Annotated in this window: 21 protein-coding genes; 14 read left to right on the plus strand and 7 right to left on the minus strand. The window is 64.2% G+C overall.

Going from position 1 to position 22,227, the window contains the following annotated elements; all coding sequences use genetic code 11:
- Positions 1-213 precede the first annotated feature (213 nt).
- Together BAUR9175_RS05140 and BAUR9175_RS05145 are read right to left on the minus strand one after the other, a co-directional pair.
- A complete protein-coding gene (locus BAUR9175_RS05140) occupies positions 214-1,020 on the minus strand; it encodes a DUF4282 domain-containing protein (RefSeq protein ID WP_096145873.1) in 807 nt (268 codons plus the stop codon).
- A gap of 72 nt (positions 1,021-1,092) precedes the next feature.
- Entirely contained in the window at positions 1,093-2,049 is a 957-nt protein-coding gene (locus BAUR9175_RS05145) for an aldose 1-epimerase family protein (protein WP_101583148.1), read from the minus strand.
- A gap of 179 nt (positions 2,050-2,228) precedes the next feature.
- On the opposite strand from BAUR9175_RS05145, the gene galT reads away from it, so the two are divergent.
- Entirely contained in the window at positions 2,229-3,398 is a 1,170-nt protein-coding gene (gene galT, locus BAUR9175_RS05150; protein WP_101583149.1) for a galactose-1-phosphate uridylyltransferase, read from the plus strand.
- Positions 3,395-4,633, plus strand: a complete 1,239-nt coding sequence (gene galK / locus BAUR9175_RS05155) for a galactokinase (RefSeq protein ID WP_069600479.1) — start codon at positions 3,395-3,397, stop codon at positions 4,631-4,633. The genes galT and galK overlap by 4 nt, the downstream gene beginning before the upstream one ends.
- 62 nt (positions 4,634-4,695) lie before the next feature.
- Here the strand turns inward: galK and BAUR9175_RS05160 are convergent, their stop codons facing one another.
- The 4 genes from BAUR9175_RS05160 to BAUR9175_RS05175 all read right to left on the minus strand — a co-directional run bounded on the left by BAUR9175_RS05160 (position 4,696) and on the right by BAUR9175_RS05175 (position 8,341).
- The gene (locus BAUR9175_RS05160) at positions 4,696-4,977 is read right to left on the minus strand and encodes a hypothetical protein (protein ID WP_069600478.1); all 282 of its coding nucleotides are present in this window, start codon (positions 4,975-4,977) and stop codon (positions 4,696-4,698) included.
- A gap of 17 nt (positions 4,978-4,994) precedes the next feature.
- On the minus strand, positions 4,995-6,692 hold the full coding sequence (locus tag BAUR9175_RS05165; RefSeq protein ID WP_009882468.1) for a sodium:solute symporter family protein: 1,698 nt from the start codon (positions 6,690-6,692) through the stop codon (positions 4,995-4,997).
- 163 nt (positions 6,693-6,855) lie between these two features.
- The gene (locus BAUR9175_RS05170) at positions 6,856-7,614 is read right to left on the minus strand and encodes a DeoR/GlpR family DNA-binding transcription regulator (protein ID WP_101556927.1); all 759 of its coding nucleotides are present in this window, start codon (positions 7,612-7,614) and stop codon (positions 6,856-6,858) included.
- A gap of 10 nt (positions 7,615-7,624) precedes the next feature.
- Positions 7,625-8,341 carry an IclR family transcriptional regulator gene (locus tag BAUR9175_RS05175; RefSeq protein WP_009882470.1) on the minus strand — a complete coding sequence of 239 codons (717 nt, stop codon included), beginning with the start codon at positions 8,339-8,341 and terminating at the stop codon, positions 7,625-7,627.
- Between the two features lie 198 nt (positions 8,342-8,539).
- Here BAUR9175_RS05175 and leuC point away from each other — a divergent pair, with 198 nt between their 5' ends.
- The 7 genes from leuC to BAUR9175_RS05210 all read left to right on the plus strand — a co-directional run bounded on the left by leuC (position 8,540) and on the right by BAUR9175_RS05210 (position 15,665).
- A complete protein-coding gene (gene leuC / locus BAUR9175_RS05180; protein ID WP_101583151.1) occupies positions 8,540-10,030 on the plus strand; it encodes a 3-isopropylmalate dehydratase large subunit in 1,491 nt (496 codons plus the stop codon).
- A 12-nt stretch (positions 10,031-10,042) separates the two neighbouring features.
- Positions 10,043-10,642, plus strand: coding sequence for a 3-isopropylmalate dehydratase small subunit (gene leuD / locus BAUR9175_RS05185; RefSeq protein WP_009882472.1), 600 nt, complete (start codon positions 10,043-10,045; stop codon positions 10,640-10,642).
- A gap of 155 nt (positions 10,643-10,797) precedes the next feature.
- Positions 10,798-12,114: a UDP-N-acetylglucosamine 1-carboxyvinyltransferase gene (gene murA, locus BAUR9175_RS05190; RefSeq protein WP_096145868.1), complete on the plus strand. Its 1,317-nt coding sequence runs from the start codon at positions 10,798-10,800 to the stop codon at positions 12,112-12,114.
- Complete coding sequence (locus BAUR9175_RS05195) at positions 12,111-12,899, plus strand: lysophospholipid acyltransferase family protein (protein ID WP_009882476.1); 789 nt, start codon at positions 12,111-12,113, stop codon at positions 12,897-12,899. Before murA ends, BAUR9175_RS05195 begins: the two co-directional genes overlap by 4 nt.
- A complete protein-coding gene (locus tag BAUR9175_RS05200) occupies positions 12,896-13,909 on the plus strand; it encodes an NAD(P)H-dependent glycerol-3-phosphate dehydrogenase (protein WP_009882477.1) in 1,014 nt (337 codons plus the stop codon). Before BAUR9175_RS05195 ends, BAUR9175_RS05200 begins: the two co-directional genes overlap by 4 nt.
- A 50-nt stretch (positions 13,910-13,959) precedes the next feature.
- A complete protein-coding gene (locus BAUR9175_RS05205; RefSeq protein WP_009882479.1) occupies positions 13,960-14,493 on the plus strand; it encodes a YbhB/YbcL family Raf kinase inhibitor-like protein in 534 nt (177 codons plus the stop codon).
- A gap of 56 nt (positions 14,494-14,549) precedes the next feature.
- Positions 14,550-15,665, plus strand: a complete 1,116-nt coding sequence (locus BAUR9175_RS05210) for a D-alanine--D-alanine ligase family protein (protein ID WP_009882480.1) — start codon at positions 14,550-14,552, stop codon at positions 15,663-15,665.
- Positions 15,666-15,672: 7 nt separating this feature from the next.
- Here BAUR9175_RS05210 and BAUR9175_RS05215 read toward each other — a convergent pair whose 3' ends face one another.
- The gene (locus BAUR9175_RS05215) at positions 15,673-16,191 is read right to left on the minus strand and encodes a DUF3515 domain-containing protein (RefSeq protein ID WP_081448534.1); all 519 of its coding nucleotides are present in this window, start codon (positions 16,189-16,191) and stop codon (positions 15,673-15,675) included.
- Positions 16,192-16,223: 32 nt separating this feature from the next.
- On the opposite strand from BAUR9175_RS05215, the gene BAUR9175_RS05220 reads away from it, so the two are divergent.
- The 5 genes from BAUR9175_RS05220 (at position 16,224) to BAUR9175_RS05240 (ending at position 22,199) form a co-directional block, all read left to right on the plus strand.
- Positions 16,224-17,312 carry a thiamine-phosphate kinase gene (locus BAUR9175_RS05220; protein ID WP_009882482.1) on the plus strand — a complete coding sequence of 363 codons (1,089 nt, stop codon included), beginning with the start codon at positions 16,224-16,226 and terminating at the stop codon, positions 17,310-17,312.
- 1 nt (position 17,313) lies between these two features.
- Complete coding sequence (locus BAUR9175_RS05225; RefSeq protein ID WP_009882483.1) at positions 17,314-18,996, plus strand: DAK2 domain-containing protein; 1,683 nt, start codon at positions 17,314-17,316, stop codon at positions 18,994-18,996.
- Positions 18,993-21,140: an ATP-dependent DNA helicase RecG gene (locus BAUR9175_RS05230; RefSeq protein WP_009882484.1), complete on the plus strand. Its 2,148-nt coding sequence runs from the start codon at positions 18,993-18,995 to the stop codon at positions 21,138-21,140. The genes BAUR9175_RS05225 and BAUR9175_RS05230 overlap by 4 nt, the downstream gene beginning before the upstream one ends.
- 67 nt (positions 21,141-21,207) lie before the next feature.
- On the plus strand, positions 21,208-21,954 hold the full coding sequence (locus tag BAUR9175_RS05235) for an RsmD family RNA methyltransferase (protein WP_096160628.1): 747 nt from the start codon (positions 21,208-21,210) through the stop codon (positions 21,952-21,954).
- A complete protein-coding gene (locus BAUR9175_RS05240) occupies positions 21,951-22,199 on the plus strand; it encodes a hypothetical protein (RefSeq protein WP_009882486.1) in 249 nt (82 codons plus the stop codon). Before BAUR9175_RS05235 ends, BAUR9175_RS05240 begins: the two co-directional genes overlap by 4 nt.
- Positions 22,200-22,227 lie beyond the last annotated feature (28 nt).

The following is a 22,227-nucleotide window of genomic DNA, read 5'->3' on the forward strand; positions in this document are numbered from 1 at the left end:
CACCACACCTGGGTTGATTCCTAGGAAGAGACACTGAACATGCTTCCAGAGCATGTTTAATCCTGTCTTGCCTTACTGTTTACTGGGGAAGGGGCCTATCCTGTACACACATTTATGCCGCTAACCCGCTCTTCCGAGCCGCAGAGTTTGTCTGAGCCTCAGAGCTCGACTGCGTAGCCGATCCCTGAGCCTCAGAGCGAATACCGAAGCGATTCAGCGCCTGAGCGAGTCCGCGATGTGCTTCGTGTTCTCAGCGGTCTTGACGTTGGCCACGATGAGCTCGAGGCCCAGGCGGACGAAGATCACCCAGAGGGCTGGGATGATCCAACCGAAGATGATCGCCAGCAGCAGCGGCCATGGGCTGAAGCTCGGAGCCTCGCCGAAGTAGGCGGATGCGCTGCCCGCAGCTGCACCTGTGACGATTCCGCCGATGATGGATCCCAGCCACGACAGCGCGCCCACCACGATGGCGATGATGTAGATGAATCCCGCCCAGCGAACGGCGATGAAGTTGTCGAAGCGGAAGTCGAAGAGCGACTTGAAGAAGCCGCCGCTGCCACCAGCCTTCTGCTGCGCTGCAGGCTGTTGGAAGTTGCCTACCGGGGCGTGCTGAGAACCGGCGTAATTGCCCTGGCCATACGCGGCGTAGTCGGCGCCCTGAGGGTGCTGGCCCTGCTGGCTGGGCTGTTCGAACTGTCCGTACTGATTCTGAGGACCGTACTGACCGCCTTGGTTGTACTGACCGCCCTGGTTGTACTGAGCGCCCTGATCGTACTGGTTGTACTGGTTCTGCTGACCCTGCATATTCGGCTGGGCGAACTGACTCTGCTGATCGTTGTACTGCTCGGCCTGCCTGTACTGCTCGGCCTGCCCGAATTCTGTGCCAGCAGCGCTCGAATCAGGGCCGGTTTCGTCCGACACAGGGCTGACCTGATTCGAATCGGGATCGACCTGGTCGTTCTGGATGTTCTGGTTGTTCTCTGCGTCCGAACCGGAGTACGGGTTCTGTGGTGTCGACATTATCTTCCTTCGTACGTGTTGGAGCCGATAGTCGCAACGTATCAGGGCAAGATGACTTTGCACCCGGAACTCTTAACGCAGAGCAATGCTCCATTCCACCGTGAGTTCACCTTGTGGGTCGATGACGTCGTAGTCCGAGCCGGTGGCGAAGGCATTCGGTGGACACGTCATCGGTTCGATCGCGATCGCGGTGCGCCGAAGCTCCGAGCCGAGTTCGTCGCCGGTGCAGATCTGCCAGGACCGGAAATGATCGTCCATTCCGATGACGACCGTCCTGTCGTCGGCACCCTTCAACCGCACCCACGACCACCCGTGGTCATCGCGTTGAGGTGTGCCGAAGGCATCATCGAGCACACCATGGCCCAGAGAGCGCAGTGCGCGGAAATCTTTGCAGAGGAGGCAGCTCGTCTCATCGGGCCCATGATCGGCGGGGATGAACGTTCCAGTGTCGAAGGGTCGGACCGTATGGGGGATGAGTCTGTCATCGGTCTCGAGCCAGGTGTCGGCGGAAATGAGCAGCTGAGCCTCATCGACCTGTTCCGCGCCGGGGTGGATCCAGGGATGAAAGCCGAGTCCGAAGGGAGCCGGCTCCTGCCCGATGTTGCGTGCCAGTGTTCTCACCCGCAGTTCACCGCGTCCAGCATCTTCGCCCTCGTCGTCGTGGCCGATGAGGGAGTACGTCACCTCGAGGGACATCGCGAAGGGGTATCCCGGCACGTCGGAGATCTCGGTGCTCAGTGTCACCGAATCGGCATCGCGTTCGGACACCGTCCAGTCGACGTCGGCCACGAGGCCATGCAGGGCGGTGCTGCGGGTGGCTTCGGTGATGGGCAGCTGGTGGGAGACGCCGTTGAAGTCATAGCGCCCATCGGCAATCCGGTTCGGCCACGGTGCCAGCACGGCGCCGTCGAAGGCGGACATCTCAACGACGACAGGACGATTGCCGACGGTGTAGTGAAGCAGAGCCGCACCGCGTGTGGACACGACCGCGCTGTCGTTGCCCTGAGTGAGCTCGATGGAACCGGTCATGCGACTCCTGCGCAATTTGTGTGCGAATGTTCTGGTGTCCCAGAATTCTACGGCAGAACTGTGTTCTCCACCGACCAGATGTTAGCATTATGATCGAAAATGATCGGTTTTGGAGGGTTGATGAGCCAGCGTTGCATTTCTCAGATCCACCGTTTCAGCGGTGAGCTCACAGGTCCGCGTTGAGCACGCAGATCAGCAGGAACACCCTTGCCGACGGCCGAGAGATCCTGTTCTTCCACGACACCGATTCGCCTGTCGCGCCGTTAGCCGAGGACCAGCGCTCCGCGGAGCCGCGTCCCAGTGGCGGCCAGCTGCGCTTCGACCTGCTCACCGGAGAGTGGGTGGCCGTGGCCACGCATCGCCAGTCGCGCACTCATCTTCCCGTTGCCGCCGAATGCCCCCTCTGCCCGTCGGCACCGGGGCGACCAACGGAGATCCCGGCCGCTGACTACGAGGTCGTGGTCTTCGAGAATCGTTTCCCGTCGCTGGGTCCTGGAATCGGTGCTGTCAGTGCCGATCCGAGCCATAACTTCGCCGAGGTGGCCGCAGAGTCCGCCCTGACCGCACCGGCCTATGGACGCTGTGAGGTCGTCGTCTTCTCATCCGAGCACAACGGATCGTTTGCCGACCTCGACACGGCGAGAGCCCGCACAGTCATCGACGCCTGGGCGAATCGGACGCGTGAGCTCGCCTCCTGCGCAGGGATCGAGCAGGTCTTCGTATTCGAAAATCGGGGCGAGGAGATCGGCGTGACGATCAATCATCCACACGGTCAGATCTACGCTTATCCCTATGTCACTCCACACACCAAGGTCACCTCGGCCAGGGCGGTCCAGCACAGACGTGAGACGGGCCGAGCACTGATGGCCGACATCCTCGCCTTCGAGCGCCGATCCGGTGAGCGGATGGTTCTCGAATCCGCCCATTTCTCTGCCTTCGTACCCTATGCGGCTCGATGGCCGGTCGAAGTCCATATCGTCCCGCATCGGCAGGTGCTGAGCATCGACGAACTCGACGAGGCCGAACGCGAGGACCTCGCTCGCATCTACTCAGAGACGCTGCGAAGGATCGACGGCCTGTACTCCACGCCGACTCCCTACATCGCGGCCTGGCATCAGGCACCGGTCAACTGTGAGGACCGCGCGGCAGAGTGGCTGCATCTGGAGATCACCAGCCCCAGGCGTGCCGAGAATAAACTGAAGTTCCTCGCCGGGTCCGAAGCGGCCATGGGCGCCTTCGTCGGCGACGTCTCCGCCGAGGAGACCGCAGCAAGGTTGCGCAACGTGCAACCGCGGTCGGCAGACTCGATGCCGGCGGCAGAACCGACGAACGAGGACGGTCACCGATGAACGCGACTGACACTTCTGTCGGGCAGAGCCTGCGTGCCGAGTTCGAAACGATCTTCGGCTATCAGCCGCTCGACTGCTTTCGTGCTCCAGGACGCGTCAACCTCATCGGCGAGCACACCGACTACAACGACGGATTCGTCCTGCCCATAGCTATTGACCGGGCTGTGCACGTGGCCATCGGACGGCGCCCTGGAAGCCGTGCGGACGCCAACGGCAGTGGAACCGCGGCACCGCCGGCCCAAGAGAAGAGCATCCGCATCGTCTCCGACCATCGAGACGACCGGGGCCAGCGACTCGCAGGCCAGTTCATCGCCGAGGACCTCGTGCCAGGAGTTCTTCCAGCGTGGCTCAACCACCCAGCGGGAGTCGTCGATGAGATCGCCAAGACGACGGGCACGGTTGTCGGCGGCATCGACCTCTATATCGAATCGACTGTGCCAGTCGGTGCAGGACTGTCTTCTTCTCATGCACTCGAGGTGGCGGTCCTCATCGCTCTCGACGCGGTCTACGGGCTCGATCTCGACGACCGAGAGAAGGTGCTGCTGACCCAGCGCGCCGAGAACAACTTCGTCGGTGCTCCGACAGGAATCGTCGATCAGGCCGCCTCAATCATGACCGAGGCCGGGCACGCACTCTTCCTCGACTGCCGCGACCTGCGAGCTCGACAGATTCCCTTCAGCCTCGACGCCGAGGGGCTGCGACTGCTTGTCATCGACACCCGGGTGTCCCACTCCCACAGCGAGAGCGGCTACGGCGACCGGCGACGCACGTGCGAGGAGGCCGCCGGACTCCTCGGAGCACAGAGTCTGCGCGAACTCGACGAAACCGTCGACCTCGGCCCTCTCACCGAGGTGCAACGGAAGCGAGTGCGGCACGTCTTCAGCGAGAATGCCCGGGTCACATCCACTGTCGAACTCCTGGAGGGTGAAGGCAGGGAGGGTTGCAGCATCCGCGGAATCGGTGAACTCCTGCTTGCCTCTCACGATTCCTTGGCCCATGACTACGAGGTCTCCTGCGTCGAACTCGATGCTGCAGTCAGCGCAGCGATGTCAGCGGGAGCGCTCGGTGCCAGGATGATCGGCGGTGGCTTCGGCGGATCGGCGATCGCGCTGGTCGATACGGAGAACGTTGAGATGATCGCCGAGGCTGTCGTGGCCGAATTCTCCGACCGCGGTTTCCGAGCGCCCGATATCTTCGCCGTCGGCCCGGGGCCAGGCGCCGGCCGTGTCGACTGATCGGCCTCCGTTCGGCCAGTGCCGCACTCGCGCAGAGCACGGTCAGGCTAGGCACGGTCGCGCTAGTCGCGGGGATCCGTGTCGACCACCTCAGCCGCGTCATCGGCGATGATCCGAATCGGGCGCAGCTTGGCCCAGATGAGGAAGAATGCCGCGGTGAGGATGAGGCCGATTCCGGTCCAGAGGTTGGCATCGATTCCGCCGGTGCGCTCTGCCTCGTCGGGGGTGTAGCCGACGACGCCGGCGATGGTGAGGATGATCCCGAAGATGCCCAGCAGCACTCCGATGAAGTTGCGGATGTCGAAGGCACCTGCGGTTTTGGTCAGTTCGTTTGCTTTGCTCATTGTTCTCTCTTGCTCCTTCAGCCGAAGGCCACGTTGAGGATGATGACGAGGACCAGTGCCACGCCTGCAACAGGCACCGGGCGTTTCCAGATCGGGGGCTTCGGTTCGTTCAGGTCTTCGAAGTCGGTCTTCGGGGTCTCCGAATAGACGAGCCCTCGCAGTTCACTCGCGGGCTTCGGTGTGGTCCTGAAGGTCACGATCACCGAGAGGACGATGTCGACGACGAAGGCCGTGCTGGCGGCGAGGAACGCCGCACCCTGGCCGGGCAGGTCGAATACGCCGGTCTCGCTGAGGATGAAGACGGCGACGGCGGAAAGGGTGCCGCCGACCAGACCGACCCAGCCGGCGGTGGGGCTCATGCGCTTCCAGAACATACCGAGGATGAAGGTGGCGAACAGCGGCGCATTGAAGAAGCCGAACAGTGTCTGCAGATAGTCCATGAGGTTGGCGAAGTTGCCGGCGATGAGGGCGGTGAAGATCGCGACGATGCAGGCGCCGATTGTGGCGTAGCGGCCGACCTTGAGGTAGTAGGAATCCTCCCTGTCCTTGACCACGTACTGCTGCCACAGGTCGTAGCTGAAGACCGTGTTGAACGCGGAGATGTTGGCAGCCATTCCGGCCATGAACGCGGCGAGCAGGCCGGCGATCGCCACGCCGAGGAGGCCGTTGGGCAGGACCTCGCGCATGAGCAGCAGGAGCGCATCGTTGTAGGTCACTCCGGTTTGGGCCTGAGCGGTCGCCTCGTCGACGCTGGATGCGATCTGTTTGAACTTGGTCAGCTGGGTCACGAGGACTGCCGCGATCATTCCCGGGATGATGACGATGAACGGGATGAGCATCTTCGGGAAGGCGCCGAGGATCGGAGTCAGTCGTGCGGCGTTGATGCTCTTTGAGGCCATCGCTCGCTGGACTTCGACGAAGTTCGTCGTCCAGTAGCCGAAGGAGAGCACGAAGCCGAGCCCGAAGACGATCCCGACCACAGAGAGCACCGGGTTGGAGAACCCGGAGAGCTGCTCGCCTGGCCAACTGCTGAGCTGCTCGGCGCCGAGCATGCCGTCATTGCTGACCTTCGCCACGAGGCCGTCCCAGCCGCCCACGCGGTTGAGGCCGATGATCGTCAGCGGCAGCAGGGCTGCGACGATGACGAAGAACTGCAGCACCTCGTTGTAGATGGCGGCGGTCAGCCCGCCGAGCGTGATGTAGGACAGGACGATGGCGGCGGCGACGACCAGGGCGATCCACAATGGCCAGCCGAGGAGTCGATTGACGATCGTGCCGAGCAGGAAGAGATTGACGCCGGCGATGAGGATCTGAGCGACGGCGAAGGACAGCGCGTTGACGAGGTGGGCGCCGGTGCCGAAGCGCCTGCGCATGAACTCCGGAACGGATCTGACCTTCGAGCCGTAGTAGAACGGCATCATGACGACACCGAGGAAGAGCATCGCCGGGACGGCACCGATCCAGAAGTAGTGCATCGTCGGCATGCCGTACTGCGCGCCGGTGGCCGACATGCCCATGATCTCCACTGCACCGAGGTTGGCCGAGACGAAGGCCAATGCCGTCACCCATGCGGGAAGGCTGCGTCCGGAGAGCAGGAACTCGATGCTCGAGGAGATGCCGCGCTTGGCGAACCAGCCGATTCCAAGGACGAATACGAAGTAGATCGCGATCAGCAGATAGTCGATCCACTGGGCGTCCAGACGGATGTCTTCCAAGGTTCCTCCAACGTCTTCGGTGAATGGCTCCTTGTGGTTAAGCCACCTCAAACCGATACTTTAGAGGACGGATCGTCCGATCACCAGTGATCGAACATGAAAAGTTTTGATTGTTTATGATCGGTCGCTGTTTGGCGGGGAATTTGGTTCTATTCTCGGCGTGTCACGCAACTTCGACGTTGACCCCGGCCTCGCGCAGTGCGTCGAGTTCACCGGGATTGCTGTCCGAGTCGGTGATGAGGTGGTGAATCTCCTCTGTCGGAACAGTGAGCACGGACGAGCGCAGCCCGACCTTCGTGTGGTCGACGAGGGCGGTGACCTGCCCGGCGCCTGTGGCCATGGCGCGGTCGGTGTCGGCCACGGGGAAGGCTGGAGTGGAGAGGCCGAAGTCCGCTGCCAGACCATTGCCGGAGAGGAAGACGGTGTCGGCCCTAAGGCCAAGCAGCTGTGAGACCGTTCCTCCGCCGACGAAGGCGCGGATCGAATGTCGCAGGATTCCGCCGACGACGATGACTTCGATATCGGGGGAGGAGACCATAGCCTCGGCGACGAGGAGGGAGTTGGTCACGATGCGGATGCCCGAGCGTCCGCTGAGTTCCTTGGCCAGGAGTTCGGTCGTGGTGCCGGGCCCCAGGGCGACCACGTCACCGGTGCGAACATGCTTGGCCGCGGCACGGGCGATCGCCGACTTCTCGGCCAGGGCCTGCTCGAGCTTCTCTGCATAGCTCGACTCGCGCGCATTGGAGAAGGGGACTGCCCCTCCATGGGTGCGGGTCAGGCGTCCTTCGTCGGCGAGCTGATCGAGATCGCGCCGGATCGTCACGGCCGAGGTCTCCAGCCGTTCGGAGAGAGCTGAGATGGACACCGCGCCGTCGCGTTCGATCGTCTCGATGATCACATTGCGTCGTTGGGCAGCGATCATGGTGTCGTCCTCAGCCTCTGATGAGAGCTTCGCTCAAGGTTCGAGCCGCTTCGATGATGGATTTCGCGTGCAGGCGTCCGGGCTGACGTGTCAGGCGGTCAACGGGGCCGGAGATCGACACGGCGGCCACGACGCGATTGCTGGGTCCGCGCACGGGGGCGGAGACGGAGGCGACGCCACGTTCGCGTTCGGCGATCGACTGGGCCCAGCCTCGGCGACGGACACCGGAGAGCATGGTGGCGGAGAAGCGGGCTCCGCGCAGGCCGGTGTGGAGGCGGTCGGGCTCCTCCCAGGCCAGGAGGACCTGGGCGGCGGAACCGGCGCGCATGCTCAGGGTGGCACCGATCGGCACCGAGTCGCGCAGTCCCACGGGGCGTTCTGCGGCAGCCACGCACAGGCGCAGGTCGCCCTGGCGGCGGAAGAGCTGTGCGGACTCGCCGGTCTGGTCGCGCAGCTGGCCGAGCACCGGTCCGGCCGCGGCGAGCAGGCGATCCTCACCGGCGGCGGAGGACAGTTCGGCCAGGCGTGGGCCGAGGACGAAGCGGCCCTGCAGATCACGACCGACGATGCGATGGAATTCGAGCGCAACAGCCAGGCGGTGGGCAGTGGGTCGGGCGAGTCCGGTCAGTGAGACCAGTTCGGCCAGTGAAGCGGGTCCGGCCTCGAGGGCGGAGAGAACCATTGCGGCCTTGTCGATGACTCCGACGCCGCTACCATTGCTTGTCATAGACACTATTGTGCGCGTCTCAGTGGGCGAGATGCAAGTTCGAAATGCGATACGGACGAGTAGGTTTCCTGTACACACTCGTTGAGACCGCCTTGCGCACTCGCCGAGTCACCATGTCGAATGTCACAGACGCCGCGAAATCGCGGACGTCGCAGCTGTAAGCACGTACAGGCAATCCCTGTATTGGCGGGAGGAATCATGCCACGCACTCTGGCCGAGAAGGTCTGGGCCGATCACGTCGTATCCCTGGGCGAAGACGGTGCGCCCGACCTCATCTACATCGACCTCCACCTCGTCCATGAGGTCACCAGCCCGCAGGCATTCGACGGACTCCGACTCGCCGGGCGCCCTGTGCGCCGCCCCGACCTGACGATCGCCACGGAGGACCACAACACTCCGACGTGGGACATCGACAAGCCCATCGCCGAACCCACCTCCGCCACGCAGATCGAGACCCTGCGCAAGAACACGAAGGAATTCGGGATCCGCCTGCACAGCCTCGGCGATGCCGATCAGGGCATCGTCCACGTCGTCGGCCCACAGCTGGGCCTGACCCAGCCGGGCACCACCGTCGTCTGCGGTGACTCCCACACGTCCACCCACGGCGCGTTCGGTGCGCTGGCTCTGGGCATCGGCACTTCCGAGGTCGAGCATGTGCTGGCCACTCAGACGCTGAGCCTCAAAGCGTTCAAGACGATGTCGATCACGGTCGACGGCGAACTGCCCGAAGGGTCGAGTGCGAAGGACATCATCCTCGCCATCATCGCGAAGATCGGCACCGGAGGCGGGCAGGGCTACGTGCTCGAGTACCGCGGCTCGGCGATCCGGGCGCTGTCGATGGAAGCACGGATGACCATCTGCAACATGTCGATCGAGGCCGGTGCCCGTGCCGGCATGGTCGCCCCCGATGAGACGACCTTCGAGTACGTCAAGGGCCGTCCGCACGCACCCGAGGGCGAGGACTGGGATGCGGCGGTCGAATACTGGAAGACTCTGTACACCGACGAGGGCGCCACCTTCGACCATGAGGTCGTCCTCGAGGCCAAGGACATCGAACCGTTCGTGACCTGGGGAACCAACCCCGGCCAGGGACTGCCGCTGTCTGCCTCGGTGCCCTCACCCGATGATTTCGCCGACGAGAACGACAAGGCCTCGGCCGCCAACGCTCTGGCCTACATGGGCCTGACACCGGGCACCCCGCTGCGCGAGATCGAGGTGGACACCGTGTTCCTCGGTTCCTGCACGAACTCTCGCATCGAGGACCTGCGTGCCGGCGCCGAGGTGGTGCGCGGCCGGAAGAAGGCCGAGAACATCCGCTTCATGGTCGTTCCCGGTTCCGCCAAGGTTCGCCTCCAGGCCGAGGACGAGGGCCTCGATACGATCTTCAAGGACTTCGGAGGAGAATGGCGCTTCGCCGGCTGCTCGATGTGCCTGGGCATGAACCCGGACCAGCTGGCCGACGGTGAACGCTGCGCCTCGACCTCGAACCGCAACTTCGAGGGCCGCCAGGGCAAGGGTGGGCGCACCCACCTGGTGTCCCCGCTCGTGGCAGCGGCCACCGCCGTGCGCGGAACGCTGTCCTCACCCGGTGACGTCAAGGATCTGCCCCGCGACGCCGAACCGGTGGCGTGGACGGACGATAAGCCCACCTTGACACTGACACCCACCCCCACCTCGGCGAACGCGTAAGGAGACCGACTGATGGAAGCTTTCAGCACACATACCGGAATCGGCGTCCCGCTGCGCCGCGCCAACATCGACACTGACCAGATCATCCCGGCGAAGTTCCTCAAGCGGGTCACCCGCACCGGCTTCGAAGACGCCCTGTTCTACCGGTGGCGTACGAACGACGAATTCGTCCTCAACGATCCGGAGTTCTCGAAGGGCTCAGTCCTCGTAGCCGGACCCGACTTCGGCACGGGCTCCTCGCGTGAGCACGCCGTGTGGGCGCTCAAGGACTACGGTTTCCGCGTCGTCCTCTCCTCGCGCTTCGGCGACATCTTCCGCGGCAACTCCGGCAAAGAGGGACTCCTGGCCGCTCAGCTCGACCAGGCTGACATCGAACTGATCTGGAAGATCCTGGAGAACCACCCGGGCACCCCGATCACCGTCGACCTCAATGAGAAGACCGTGACCTGTGATTCGGTCACCGTGACCTTCCAGATCGATGACTACACACGCTGGCGCCTCCTCGAAGGCCATGACGACATCAGCCTGACGCTGGCCAAGGAATCCGAGATCTCCGATTTCGAGTCCAAGCGGGCGACCTTCAAGCCGACGACCCTGCCGGCGAAGGTCTGACCCACCCCGTGCGAAGGTTCGAATCGTCCGACGCGACGGTCTGAGAGCCTTCCCACAAGGGACCCGCGTGTCCTCTGCGCTAGTCTTGGACGAGTCCGGACTAGTCTGGGCCACGCCCGGATCCCACCGGGTGCAAGTGTGACGCAGGGAGGAACATGCTCGAAGTTCGCGGCGGTAATCCGCTAGGTGGAACAGTCCAGGTCAGAGGTGCCAAGAACCTGGTGCCCAAGGCCATGGTCGCAGCGCTGCTGGGGGAGACGCCCTCCGTGCTGCGCGGCGTGCCGCAGATCAGGGACGTCGAGATCGTCACCGGTCTGCTCGAGCTCCACGGGGTTCGGGTCACGCCCGGCAGCGATGGAGACCTCTCCGACGGTGAGCTGCACCTCGACCCCTCCGATATGGCACAGGGATCGATCGTCGACATCGACGCGCACGCCGGTTCCTCGCGGATCCCGATCCTCTTCTGCGGACCCCTCCTGCACAGCCTGGGCCAGGCGTTCATTCCCGATCTGGGCGGCTGCCACATCGGGGATCGTCCCATCAACTTCCACCTCGACGTGCTGCGCCAGTTCGGCGCCGAGGTCGACAAGACCTCCGGCGGCATCATGCTCACCACCCGTGGGCGCCTCCAGGGCACGAAGGTCGAACTGCCCTTCCCCTCCGTGGGTGCCACCGAGCAGGTGCTGCTGACCGCGGTCCGCGCCGAAGGCGTGACCGAACTGCGCAATGCGGCCATCGAACCCGAGATCATGGACCTCATCGCCCTGCTGCAGAAGATGGGCGCCATCATCACCGTCGACACCGACCGGGTCGTGCGCATCGAAGGCGTGGACTCCCTGCGCGGCTTCATCCACCGGGCGCTGCCCGACCGCAATGAGACCGCCTCCTGGGCCTCGGCCGCGCTGGCCACCGGGGGAGACATCTTCGTCGAAGGCGCCTCCCAGCCCGAGCTCATCACCTTCCTCAACGTCTTCCGCCGCATCGGCGGTGAATTCGAGGTCGAGGAGACTGGGATCCGCTTCCGCCACCCCGGCGGCAAGCTCACGTCCTTCGCCCTGGAGACCGATGTTCACCCGGGCTTCATGACCGACTGGCAGCAACCGCTCGTCGTCGCCATGACCCAGGCCGAGGGCCTGTCGATCATCCACGAAACCGTGTACGAGAACCGCTTCGGCTTCACCCACGCGCTCGGGGAGATGGGTGCCCAGATCCAGCTCTACCGCGAATGCCTCGGCGGTACACCCTGCCGCTTCGGACGCCGCAACTACCAGCACTCGGCCGTGGTCTCCGGGCCCACCGAACTCACGGGAACACGTATCGACGTGCCCGACCTGCGCGGTGGGTTCAGCCACCTCATCGCGGCCCTGGCCGCACGCGGAACCAGCCAGGTCCACGGCATCGAACTCATCAACCGCGGATACGAGAACTTCCTCGACAAGCTCATCGGCCTCGGCGCCGAGGTGGCCGCATGAGTGACGAGGACGTGCTGGTCTCCTTCGAACCCTCCGCGGTCCGGTCCCAGCGCCGAGTCGCCTTCGTCGTGGCCTCGACCGCCTATGGGCTCTACCGGCTGACCTCGAAGATCAAGGTCGACAATGCCGAGATCCTGCCGCCTCGGACGCCGCGAATGCGGCGCATGCGCGGGATGCCGGAGACGCAGGGCACCGGTGCCATCATCGCCGCTTACCATGCCAGCCACCTCGACCCGATCCTCGTCGGGCTCGCCCTGTGGCGCAACGGGCACCTGCCGCACTTCCTCGCCAAATCAGGTCTGTTCTCAGGTGCCCTCGGCGCCGTCCTCCGCGGACTGGGCCAGATCCCGGTCCTGCGCTCCTCCACACAGGCCGGTGACTCCCTCGAATACGCGAAGGAGGCTCTGGCCAAGGGCGAATGCGTCGTCATCTATCCGGAGGGAACGCTGACGAAGGACACGGAACTGTGGCCACAGCACTTCAAGACCGGCACCGCCAGACTCGCGCTCGAAACCGGTGCCCCGATCATCCCTGCCGCGCACTGGGGGCTTCAGGAGATCTTCCCGCAAGGGGCGAAGGTGCCCAAGTTCCGACCTCTGCGACACACCTCGGTGGTCCGATTCGGTGACCCCATCGACTACGAGGACCTGTGGGCCCACCGTGAGGAGAAGAAGTCCAAGACGGTGCTCACCCACCGCCTGACGAACACCATTGCAGCGATGGTCGGCGAGCTGTCGAATCGTGAGCTGCCCGAGAGATTCCACAACGAGGAGGTCGGCGAATGAGCGTCGAGAAGACCGCAGTGCTGGGAGCCGGATCATGGGGGACGACCTATGCCGCAGTCGTCGCTGATGCCGGATTTCCCGTCACCCTCTGGGCTCGCCGGTCCGAGGTCGCCGAGGAGATCACCACCTCACACACGAATGAACGGTACCTGGGTGACCGGGTCCTGCCCGAGCTGCTGAGTGCCACCGCTGACGACATCGCCGCCGTCACCGACGCCGAGGTGATCATCCTCGCCGTTCCCGCACAGACCCTGCGGGAGAACCTGAGCCGGTGGAAGCCGCATCTGCGCCCAGGGGTGAAGCTCGTGAGCCTGATGAAGGGCATCGAGGTCGACACGGGCAAGCGCATGTCCGAGGTCATCGCCGAGGTCGCCGAGGTGGACTCCACCCAGATCGCAGTCGTCTCCGGTCCGAACCTGGCCCGTGAGATCGCCGATCAGCAGCCGACGGCCACCGTGGTCGCCGCGGAGAGCATCGACACCGCCGAGGCTGTCGCTGAGATCAGCGCGAACGGGTACTTCCGTCCCTATACGAACACCGACGTCGTCGGCGTTGAGATGGGCGGTGCCGTCAAGAACGTCATCGCCCTGGCCGTCGGCATCGCCGATGGCCAGAAGCTCGGCGACAACTCGAAGGCCTCGATCATCACCCGCGGCCTGGCCGAGACCTCACGTCTGGCCGCTGCCATGGGTGCGCAGCCACACACCCTGTCGGGCCTGGCCGGACTCGGCGACCTCGTCGCCACCTGTGCCTCCCCACTGTCGCGGAACCGAACATTCGGGCGCCACCTCGGTGAGGGGATGAGCCTGGAGGATGTCATCGCTCACACCTCGCAGACCGCAGAGGGAGTGAAATCGGCGCCCGCCATCCTCGCCCTGGGACGCAAGTACTCCGTCGATCTGCCGATCACGGAAGCCGTGTGCGCGGTCCTCGGAGGACGGCTGCGGGTTGACGAACTCGCCGGTTTGCTGTTGTCTCGGAAGCGTAAGCACGAGGGACCACCAGCCTGAGCACCTCGGGCTGTCCAGTACCGAATCATCTCGTACGACTAGGAGCAGACATGAGCGTCAACTCACCGTTCTACAACCTTTCCGATGTCCCCAGCTTCACCCTCACCAGCACGGATATCGAAGCCGGGGGCGAACTGACCGGACCACAGCTCTCGGGTGCGATGGGCGTCGACGGCGGTCAGGACGTCTCGCCGCAGCTGTCATGGTCGGGCTTCCCCGAAGAGACCAAGGCCTTCGCCGTGACCTGCTACGACCCGGACGCACCCACCGGCTCCGGTTTCTGGCACTGGGTCGTGACCGATCTCGACGCCTCGACGACCAGCCTGCCCGCCAACGCCGGCGACCCCTCGGCGGACCTGCTTCCGGCCGGAACGGTGACGCTGCGCAACGATGCGGGCGAACCTCGCTTCGTCGGTGCCGCACCACCCCAGGGCCACGGACCGCACCGCTACTTCTTCATCGTCACTGCTCTGGCGGAGCCTCTGGGTCTTGACGAATCTGCATCACCGGCCTTCGCCGGATTCAACATGTTCTTCAAGGGCATCGCCCGTGCATCCCTGGAATGCACGTTCGAGCTCAAGTGAGCTAGAGTTTTCCAGTCCGTACAAACGGTCACGCGCGCTAACGACCAAGGATTTCTATGCCTGAATCTGATCACCGGCCACTCGTCGCAGTCCTCTTCGGCGGACGATCGAGCGAACATGCCGTCAGCTGCGTCACTGCTGCCGGGGTCATCCGGGCCATCGCCGACGACGCCTATCGTGTACTGCCGATCGGCATCACGAAGGCCGGCGTCTGGCGCATCGTCGAAGACTGGTCGACGATGGCCTTCGACCCGGACAATATGCCCGAGGTTGTCGACAACGGAACCGAGATCATTCCGCCGATCTCAGCTCAGGGTTCGCCCCTGCTGCAGCGGGACGCCGAGGGAAACTACAGCGAACTCGGATCGGTTGACGTCTACTTCCCGCTCCTGCACGGGCAGTACGGGGAGGATGGGACCCTGCAGGGACTGTTCGAACTCAGCGACACGGCCTTCGTCGGCTCCGGGGTCTTCGCCTCGGCGGCGAGCATGGACAAGCACTACACGAAATCCCTGATGGCCCATGCCGGGATTCCGACCTGTCCCTGGGAGCTCGTGACCGAAACCATGTGGGAGGCCGACCAGGCCGAGGCCCAGGACCGGATCACCGGTCTGGGGTTGCCTGTGTTCGTCAAGCCTGCCCGTGCCGGGTCCTCTATGGGTGTCAGCCGCGTCGAATCCGCCGAAGGGCTGGATCAGGCGCTGCGTTCGGCCTTCGAGCATGACTCGAAGGTCATCGTCGAGCCGCAGGTCGTCGGCCGGGAGATCGAATGCGCGGTGCTCGGCTCTGTCCACGACCGTGAGGTTCGGGTCTCGTTCCCCGGGGAGATCGAGGTCTCCGGCGAACACTCGTTCTATGACTTCGAAGCCAAATACCTCAACCTTGCCGATGCCCAGCTGACCTGCCCGGCTCGTGTCGATGAGACGACGACGGCGCGGATCCAGGAGCTCTCGGCCCAGGTGTTCCGTCTCTTCGACTGCACCGGGCTCTCCCGTGTCGACACCTTCGTCACGGATGCCGGTGAGGTCCTCATCAACGAGATCAACACCCTCCCGGGATTCACCCCCACCTCGGCGTACCCATTCATGTGGTCGAAGTCGGGGATCGAGTACCCGGCGCTCATCTCAGAGCTCATCACCATCGCCCTGGTTGATCACGCCCGCACCCACTGAGGGCTGCTCAGCCTTCGAGGTCTTGGGCTCCCACGCACTTGGCCTCGGGTTTGACGGCCGTCAGGGCCGGTGAGATGGCCGCGAGCACATTGTTGCCCGATTCGGCCTTGCGGTTGACGAGGACTTCGACGGCCGGGGTGCGTCCGTAGCTGGTGAACACCCAGGTGTCGTCTTCATCGGAGGCCTTCGAGATCCAGTCGACGCTGCTCACACTCACACACTGATCCGTGGTCGGTCCGGGTGGGGTGACTCCGCAGCGGATGACCGCGATGTTTGGATCTCCCCAGGCCTTCGTGCCCTGGGAAGAGGTTGTGCGTGATTTCTGGCCGGCGATCTCATCGGGCAGGCGCAGCATGATGTCGGCGCATTTGGGGTTCTGTGCGTCCTGCGCAGGCTCGACGACGACGGTTCGCTCGCATCCGGCCAGGCTCACACCGGCCAACACTGTGGCAACGGCTGCGAGGGCGAAAGTGCGCGTCTTCCGAGGCGACGTTCGAGGCGACGGGCGGAGGCGACGAGATCTCATACAACTACCGTATCTCCCGATAACCTGGAGTCATGACCCGACTGTCCGAACTTGGCGAATCACACGTGCTCGAACGTATCCTCTCTCACAATCGCAGCGGTTCGCAGGTGATCATCGGACCCGGGGACGATGCCGCCGTGACTGCGGTGGACGGCAACCTGGTGTCGACGGCCGACATGCTCGTGGAGAACGAGGATTTCACCCGCACCTGGCTCGATTGGTCTCGACTGGGCACCAAGGCCGCCGCACAGAACCTCTCCGACGTGTGCGTCATGGGCGCGAAACCGCACGGGCTGCTCGTGTCGCTGGCCGTGCCGAATTCGACGGAGATCGAGGACCTCGAGGCTCTCTTCGCCGGCATCGTCGCCGAGGCGGCCCGTGCCGGTGAAGCACTTGGCTGCGAGATCCCGATCATCGGCGGAGACCTCTCCTCCTCAGGTCTCATCGTCGTCGCGATCACTGCCTTGGGCACCGTCGGTGGTTCTGGTACTGGTACTGCTGCTTCGTCTGCAGGAACCCACGGATCAGGCGCAGCGATCACCCGTGCTGGGGCGCAGCCTGGGGACTCGATCTACCTGGCCGGGACCATCGGTCGCGCGGCCGCCGGACTGGATCTCCTCTTCGCCGGTGTCGACCCAAACGCAGACGTCGGCCAGGATGATCCTCAGCCGGGGACGAGCCTCACCGAACTCATCAACACTCAACTGGCCCCGCAGCCGGACTACGCGGCCGTCCTTGAGATGAGGGCAGCCTCGGCGATGATCGATGTCTCCGATGGTCTGAGCACGGACCTGGGACGGGTGGCGGCAGCCTCGGGAGTCCACGCCTGCATCGACCGAACTGCACTCCAGGAGCTCATCGACCCGCTGCTGCCAGCAGCTCGGCACCTGGTGGCCAGGAGCTCCGGCACTCAAGCGGCCGGAAGTACCGACAAGGCCGAGGAATTGGCGCTGCACTGGGTGCTCAACGGAGGAGAGGACCACGGCTTCGTCGCGTCGTCGGCGCAGTTCGACACGCCTCCGGTAGGCTGGCGGAGAATCGGAGAGATGAGAGACGGCAGCGGGGTCACTCTCGACGGCGCACCGGTGCCGACGAGCGGCTTCAGCCATTTCGGGAAGTGACATGAGCGGACCCAATCAAGCCATCGGCCTCAATGGGCGTCTGGCCGCCAGGTGGGCTCGGCGAGCCGTTGATCGACTGCGCAAGGAACGCGTCGAAATCGACGAACTCAACGTCTTCCCCGTCCCCGACGGTGACACCGGCACGAATATGTACCACACGCTGCGCGCCGCGTATCTGGCCGTCGAAGAGCTGACCGGGCCCGTCACGCTGCCCCAGGTCGTCGCTGCACTAGCCGAGGGCGCAGGACGCGGCGCCCGCGGAAACTCCGGACTCATCCTCGCTGTCGCACTCCAAGGCGTCGCCGATGCCCTGGACGGGGTGACAGTGGCGACGCCCGAGGCCATGGCTCAAGCCCTCGAACTCGCCTCCGCCAGGGCCCGGCAGTCCGTGGCCCGGCCCGTCGACGGGACCATGCTCACCGTGCTTGATGCCATGGCCACTGAGGCAGCTGAGAAGGCCGAAGACGGGGCGAACCTCATCGAACTCATCTCCGCTGTGCGGCTGCGCTCCCGATCGGCACTGCGCGAGACCACCGGGCAGCTGCCCGTGCTCCGCCAAGCCGAGGTCGTCGACGCCGGATCGACGGGGATCGTGGAACTCTTCGACCTCCTCTACGCCACTGTCACCGGCAGGACGCCGCAGGATTCGATGCTCGGCGAAGTCACCAGGTCTCCACGGATCGTCCATCAGGCCAGTGCCGATGAACTCGAGATCGTTGCCATCCTGGCTTCTTCCCCGGCATCGACCGATTCCGAAGAGACGACATCCACCCTCGCCGAGGCGCTCGATGAGTTGGGTGGAACCTCGATCGTCATCAACGGACCCAAGGTTCACGTCCACGTCGCCGACGAGGCGACCGCTGTGACCGTTCTTGATCACCTCGCCGGCTTCGGCATCGTCCGTCTGGACATGGAAGACCTGCGTCTGCACGAGGAAGAGGGCGAAACCCATCTGGTGGCCATTGTCTCCGGCACCGGACTCCTCATGCACTGCGCGCTCAACGGGGCAAGTGCCCTGTCACCCGATTCCGGTGATGTGCGGGCCATGACCAGGGACATCATCGCCGAGGAGGAACGTGATGTCATCGTCGTCCCCAGTTCGACGACCGTCCTGAATGCACTGGGACAGGTCTCCGGTGTGCAGGTGGTCCGCTCCCGCAATGTCGCCACTCTGCTCTCAGCACTCGCGGTCTATGATCCCTTCGCCCCGTCCGGTGAGATCTTTGCGGATATGACCGAGGCTGCTGCCGGCACCCGCGTGGGCACCATCGTCTCCGCCGAACAGCTTGCCCTCAACCCGCCCACAGGTGCCCTGCCGGTCATCGATGATGCCCCAGGAACGAGTTCGAGCCCAGACTCTACGCCTGACTCTGGCACTGCGTCTGACTCCGCAACGGTGGGGATGCGCAGGATCCCGCTCTCCCATCCCTCCCAGTTCTATCGGGTGTTCATCGACGGGAAGGTGAAGACTCAGAGCACGGAACTCACAACCCTGGTCGAGAAGCTCGCCGATCGCCTCCTGGGCGCCGGGGGAGAGCTCCTCACCGTCGTCCACGGCCCCGGCTGCGCCCCCGATGTCCTCTCGCACCTGCGGGACTGGATCCGGAAGTCGCATGCCCAGGTGCGGTTCCAGGACATCGATTCGAGGGACCGGGCCACGCTGCTCATCATGGGAGTCGAATGAGCGCCCGCCTTGAGGACTACTTCACCGCACGAGACCGCGGTGCTCTGAAGAAACGAGGGATCACCTCGGTGGCGGATCTCTTCCGCTTCTTCCCACGCAGATTCCTTGTACCCGGTGAGAAGACGCCCCTGGGCGGGCTCCCGCTGGGCGAAACCGCGATCCTGCAGGCTGAAGTCATCTCCGTGGACACCAGGCGCATGCAGAAGCGTCGAGGCACCATCACCGATGTGATCGTCCACGATGGGCAGCAGTCGATGAAGATCGCCTTCTTCAACCAGCGCTGGCTGGACAGCCAGCTGGTGCCCGGACTCACCGTCGTCTTCGCCGGGAAGGTCGAGGAGTACCGCGGGCAGCTGACCCTGAACTCACCGACCTGGCTCAACCGGGACGAACACGATGAGAAGTGGACGCCGGAGGACCTTAACTCCCCATTCCCCGTCTACTCACGAGTCAAGGGCATCGCACAGACGCGACTGTGGAAGGCCATCAAGGTCCTCCTCGATGTCGCCGGCCCGGACGAATTCGAGGACCCGCTGCCGACCGCCATGCGAGAGAACCTCGACCTGCCAGACCTGCGCACCGCTCTCAACGACATGCATCGACCAAGGTCAGCCGCAGCGACGGAGAAAGCCAAGCAGCGATGGAAATGGGAAGAGGCGCTCGCCCTGCAGGCGGAGTTCGTCTCCCGCAAGGCCGACTACGAAAAGCTCGAGGCCACCCCGCTGCTCAACGTCGGAGCCAGAAGTGAGCGGTTCGACAACAGTCTGCCCTTCTACCTCACCGCCTCCCAGCTGCGGGTCGGTGAGGAGATCGAGGCAGACATGGGCCGGAAGACGGCGATGCATCGCCTGCTCCACGGCGACGTCGGCTCCGGCAAGACCGTCGTGGCGCTGCGGGCGATGCTCACGGCCGTCGATTCCGGAGCCCAAGCCGCGATGCTCGCCCCCACCGAGGTCCTCGCCACTCAGCATTTCCGCTCCATTGAGACCCTCCTCGGCGATCAGATGGCTTTGAGTCCTCTGCTTTCGAGTGATGATCAGGTGCGGGTGGCGCTGCTGACGGGGTCGATGCCGGCCCGGGAACGCAAACAGCTGGCACTCGACCTCGCCACCGGCCAGATCGACATCGTCGTGGGCACGCATGCCCTGATGTCGGATACGACGATGTTCGACACCTTGGGCCTCATCGTCGTCGATGAGCAGCACCGCTTCGGCGTTGAACAGCGGGAGGCATTGCGGGCGAAGGCCGGGCTCAAGGTCCCGCACACCCTCGTGATGTCCGCGACTCCGATCCCGCGCACCGTGGCGATGACGGTCTTCGCAGACCTCGATGTCTCCACTCTCGACGAAATGCCTGCCGGCACCAAGGACATCACCACCCACGCCGTCTCCCTGGGCGACCATCCCAACTGGTTGGGCCGAGTCCTTCAGCTCATCGACGAGGCGGCCGAGAACGGGCGAGGCACCTTCGTGGTCTTCCCACGCATCGAGCCCTCCGACATCGAAGATCCCGAGACGGGTGATGTGATCGGCGCCAGAAAGGGAATTGAGGATCTGAAGGACTTTCTGCAGAACTCCGATGAGCTCCGCTCACGTTCGACTGCGCTTCTTCACGGTCGGATGTCTCCGGCGGAGAAGGACCGGACGATGGCGGCGTTCGTCTCCGGCGAGACCGACATCCTGGTCTCCACCACCGTCGTCGAGGTGGGTGTCGACGTCCCTCGGGCCACCATGATGGTCATCTTCGAGGCGGAGCGCTTCGGCGTCGCTCAACTCCATCAGCTGCGCGGACGCGTCGGACGCGATGGCAGTGCGGCCATGTGCTTCCTGCTCACCGACATGCCTGAAGTCGATGAGAGCTTCGAGCGACTCAGCGAGGTCGCAGGCACCCTCGACGGTTTTGCTCTGGCTGAATACGACCTCGGCACCAGGGGAGAAGGCGATGTGCTCGGGTCCTCACAGTGGGGAGGATCGTCATTGAAGCATCTGTCCATTCTCCGGGATGCACCGATCGTCGAAGAGGCGAGAACCATCGCGGAGAAGATCATCTCCGTCGACCCCGACCTGAGTGCGCTGCCGGCACTGCGGGCCTTCATCAGCAGGGTTCTGCCCGCAGAGTCGGCTCACTTCATCGAGGCGAGCTGATGTCGCGCTACTGTGAGAAGACAAGCCTTCGTGTGCTGTCGAACCACCCTCATGAGGAGGAGCCGCAATGAGAATCATCGCTGGTGCGTACAAAGGTTCCAAGCTCGTCGCACCGGGCGGGTCCAACACCCGCCCGACCTCGGATCGAGTCAAGGAATCACTCTTCTCCATGCTCGACGGCTACGGGGTGCTGCAGGCCGCGAACGTTCTCGATCTCTTCGCCGGGTCCGGTGGACTGGGCTTCGAAGCCATGTCGCGGGGTGCCGCCGAAGTCGATTTCGTCGATTCGGCCGGTGCCTCTGCCCGTGCGGTCGAGGCGAATGCCGCGAAGCTCGGAATCGATCACTCGACTCGGATCCATTCCTCGGATGTCGTGTCTTTCCTCAGCTCCCAGCGTGTCCCGAAGCAGCACGCTTCGGCGCAGCTGCAATCCGAGGGGCACAGCGGGGGAACCCACAGTGGGGAAGGCGAGCACGGAGAAGGGCTCGATGCGGTTCTGGACGGCGAGGTGCTCGAGACACGAAGCGACCTGGACGACGGCGATGGGCGCATCTTCGACCTGGTTTTCATGGACCCGCCCTACCCATTGGGTGAGGACGCTGTGACTCAGATTCTGGGCAGACTCTCCGGACTCCTCGACATGGAATCCATCGTCGTGGTCGAACGGGCATCTCGGGCCCCGGAACCGACGATGCCGGCGGCCCTCGAGGTCTTCCGTTCGAAGACCTTCGGTGAGACCGCTCTGTACTTCGTCCAGCTCAAAGGCAAGCCTGAAGAGGTATCGGACTCAGCAGCAGCGAACGAGTCGGCGTGAGCTCCCGCCGCCCCTGGTACCGCACACCCTGGGTGTTCGCAGCGTGCGGAGTGGGTCTGCTGCTCTTCTGGTTGGCACTCAAGTGGCTGAGGAGCCTGTCGGATGCGAAAGCTGCCGATCCGGTGAGTCGATCTGACATCTTCTGGCCAGGACCTACGGACATCCTGTTCTGGGTGGCCATGGTGCTCATCGGCATTGCGGTGATCGTGAGAATCTGGCGGCTCGTGCGCCGCATCCGCAGCTGAAGCACGCGGGATGAGATGCAGCAAGGCC

Origin of the sequence: Brevibacterium aurantiacum (genome assembly GCF_900169065.1) — a bacterium.
GTDB lineage: Bacteria > Actinomycetota > Actinomycetes > Actinomycetales > Brevibacteriaceae > Brevibacterium > Brevibacterium aurantiacum.

Excerpts from the sequence above, each read along its gene's own strand:
- BAUR9175_RS05140 (WP_096145873.1), bottom strand. The coding sequence starts at position 1,020 with ATGTCGACACCACAGAACCCGTACTCCGGTTCGGACGCAGAGAACAAC.
- BAUR9175_RS05145 (WP_101583148.1), bottom strand. The coding sequence starts at position 2,049 with ATGACCGGTTCCATCGAGCTCACTCAGGGCAACGACAGCGCGGTCGTG.
- galK (WP_069600479.1), top strand. The coding sequence starts at position 3,395 with ATGAACGCGACTGACACTTCTGTCGGGCAGAGCCTGCGTGCCGAGTTC.
- BAUR9175_RS05160 (WP_069600478.1), bottom strand. The coding sequence starts at position 4,977 with ATGAGCAAAGCAAACGAACTGACCAAAACCGCAGGTGCCTTCGACATC.
- BAUR9175_RS05170 (WP_101556927.1), bottom strand. The coding sequence starts at position 7,614 with ATGATCGCTGCCCAACGACGCAATGTGATCATCGAGACGATCGAACGC.
- BAUR9175_RS05175 (WP_009882470.1), bottom strand. The coding sequence starts at position 8,341 with ATGACAAGCAATGGTAGCGGCGTCGGAGTCATCGACAAGGCCGCAATG.
- leuC (WP_101583151.1), top strand. The coding sequence starts at position 8,540 with ATGCCACGCACTCTGGCCGAGAAGGTCTGGGCCGATCACGTCGTATCC.
- leuD (WP_009882472.1), top strand. The coding sequence starts at position 10,043 with ATGGAAGCTTTCAGCACACATACCGGAATCGGCGTCCCGCTGCGCCGC.
- murA (WP_096145868.1), top strand. The coding sequence starts at position 10,798 with ATGCTCGAAGTTCGCGGCGGTAATCCGCTAGGTGGAACAGTCCAGGTC.
- BAUR9175_RS05195 (WP_009882476.1), top strand. The coding sequence starts at position 12,111 with ATGAGTGACGAGGACGTGCTGGTCTCCTTCGAACCCTCCGCGGTCCGG.
- BAUR9175_RS05200 (WP_009882477.1), top strand. The coding sequence starts at position 12,896 with ATGAGCGTCGAGAAGACCGCAGTGCTGGGAGCCGGATCATGGGGGACG.
- BAUR9175_RS05205 (WP_009882479.1), top strand. The coding sequence starts at position 13,960 with ATGAGCGTCAACTCACCGTTCTACAACCTTTCCGATGTCCCCAGCTTC.
- BAUR9175_RS05210 (WP_009882480.1), top strand. The coding sequence starts at position 14,550 with ATGCCTGAATCTGATCACCGGCCACTCGTCGCAGTCCTCTTCGGCGGA.
- BAUR9175_RS05215 (WP_081448534.1), bottom strand. The coding sequence starts at position 16,191 with ATGAGATCTCGTCGCCTCCGCCCGTCGCCTCGAACGTCGCCTCGGAAG.
- BAUR9175_RS05220 (WP_009882482.1), top strand. The coding sequence starts at position 16,224 with ATGACCCGACTGTCCGAACTTGGCGAATCACACGTGCTCGAACGTATC.
- BAUR9175_RS05225 (WP_009882483.1), top strand. The coding sequence starts at position 17,314 with ATGAGCGGACCCAATCAAGCCATCGGCCTCAATGGGCGTCTGGCCGCC.
- BAUR9175_RS05230 (WP_009882484.1), top strand. The coding sequence starts at position 18,993 with ATGAGCGCCCGCCTTGAGGACTACTTCACCGCACGAGACCGCGGTGCT.
- BAUR9175_RS05235 (WP_096160628.1), top strand. The coding sequence starts at position 21,208 with ATGAGAATCATCGCTGGTGCGTACAAAGGTTCCAAGCTCGTCGCACCG.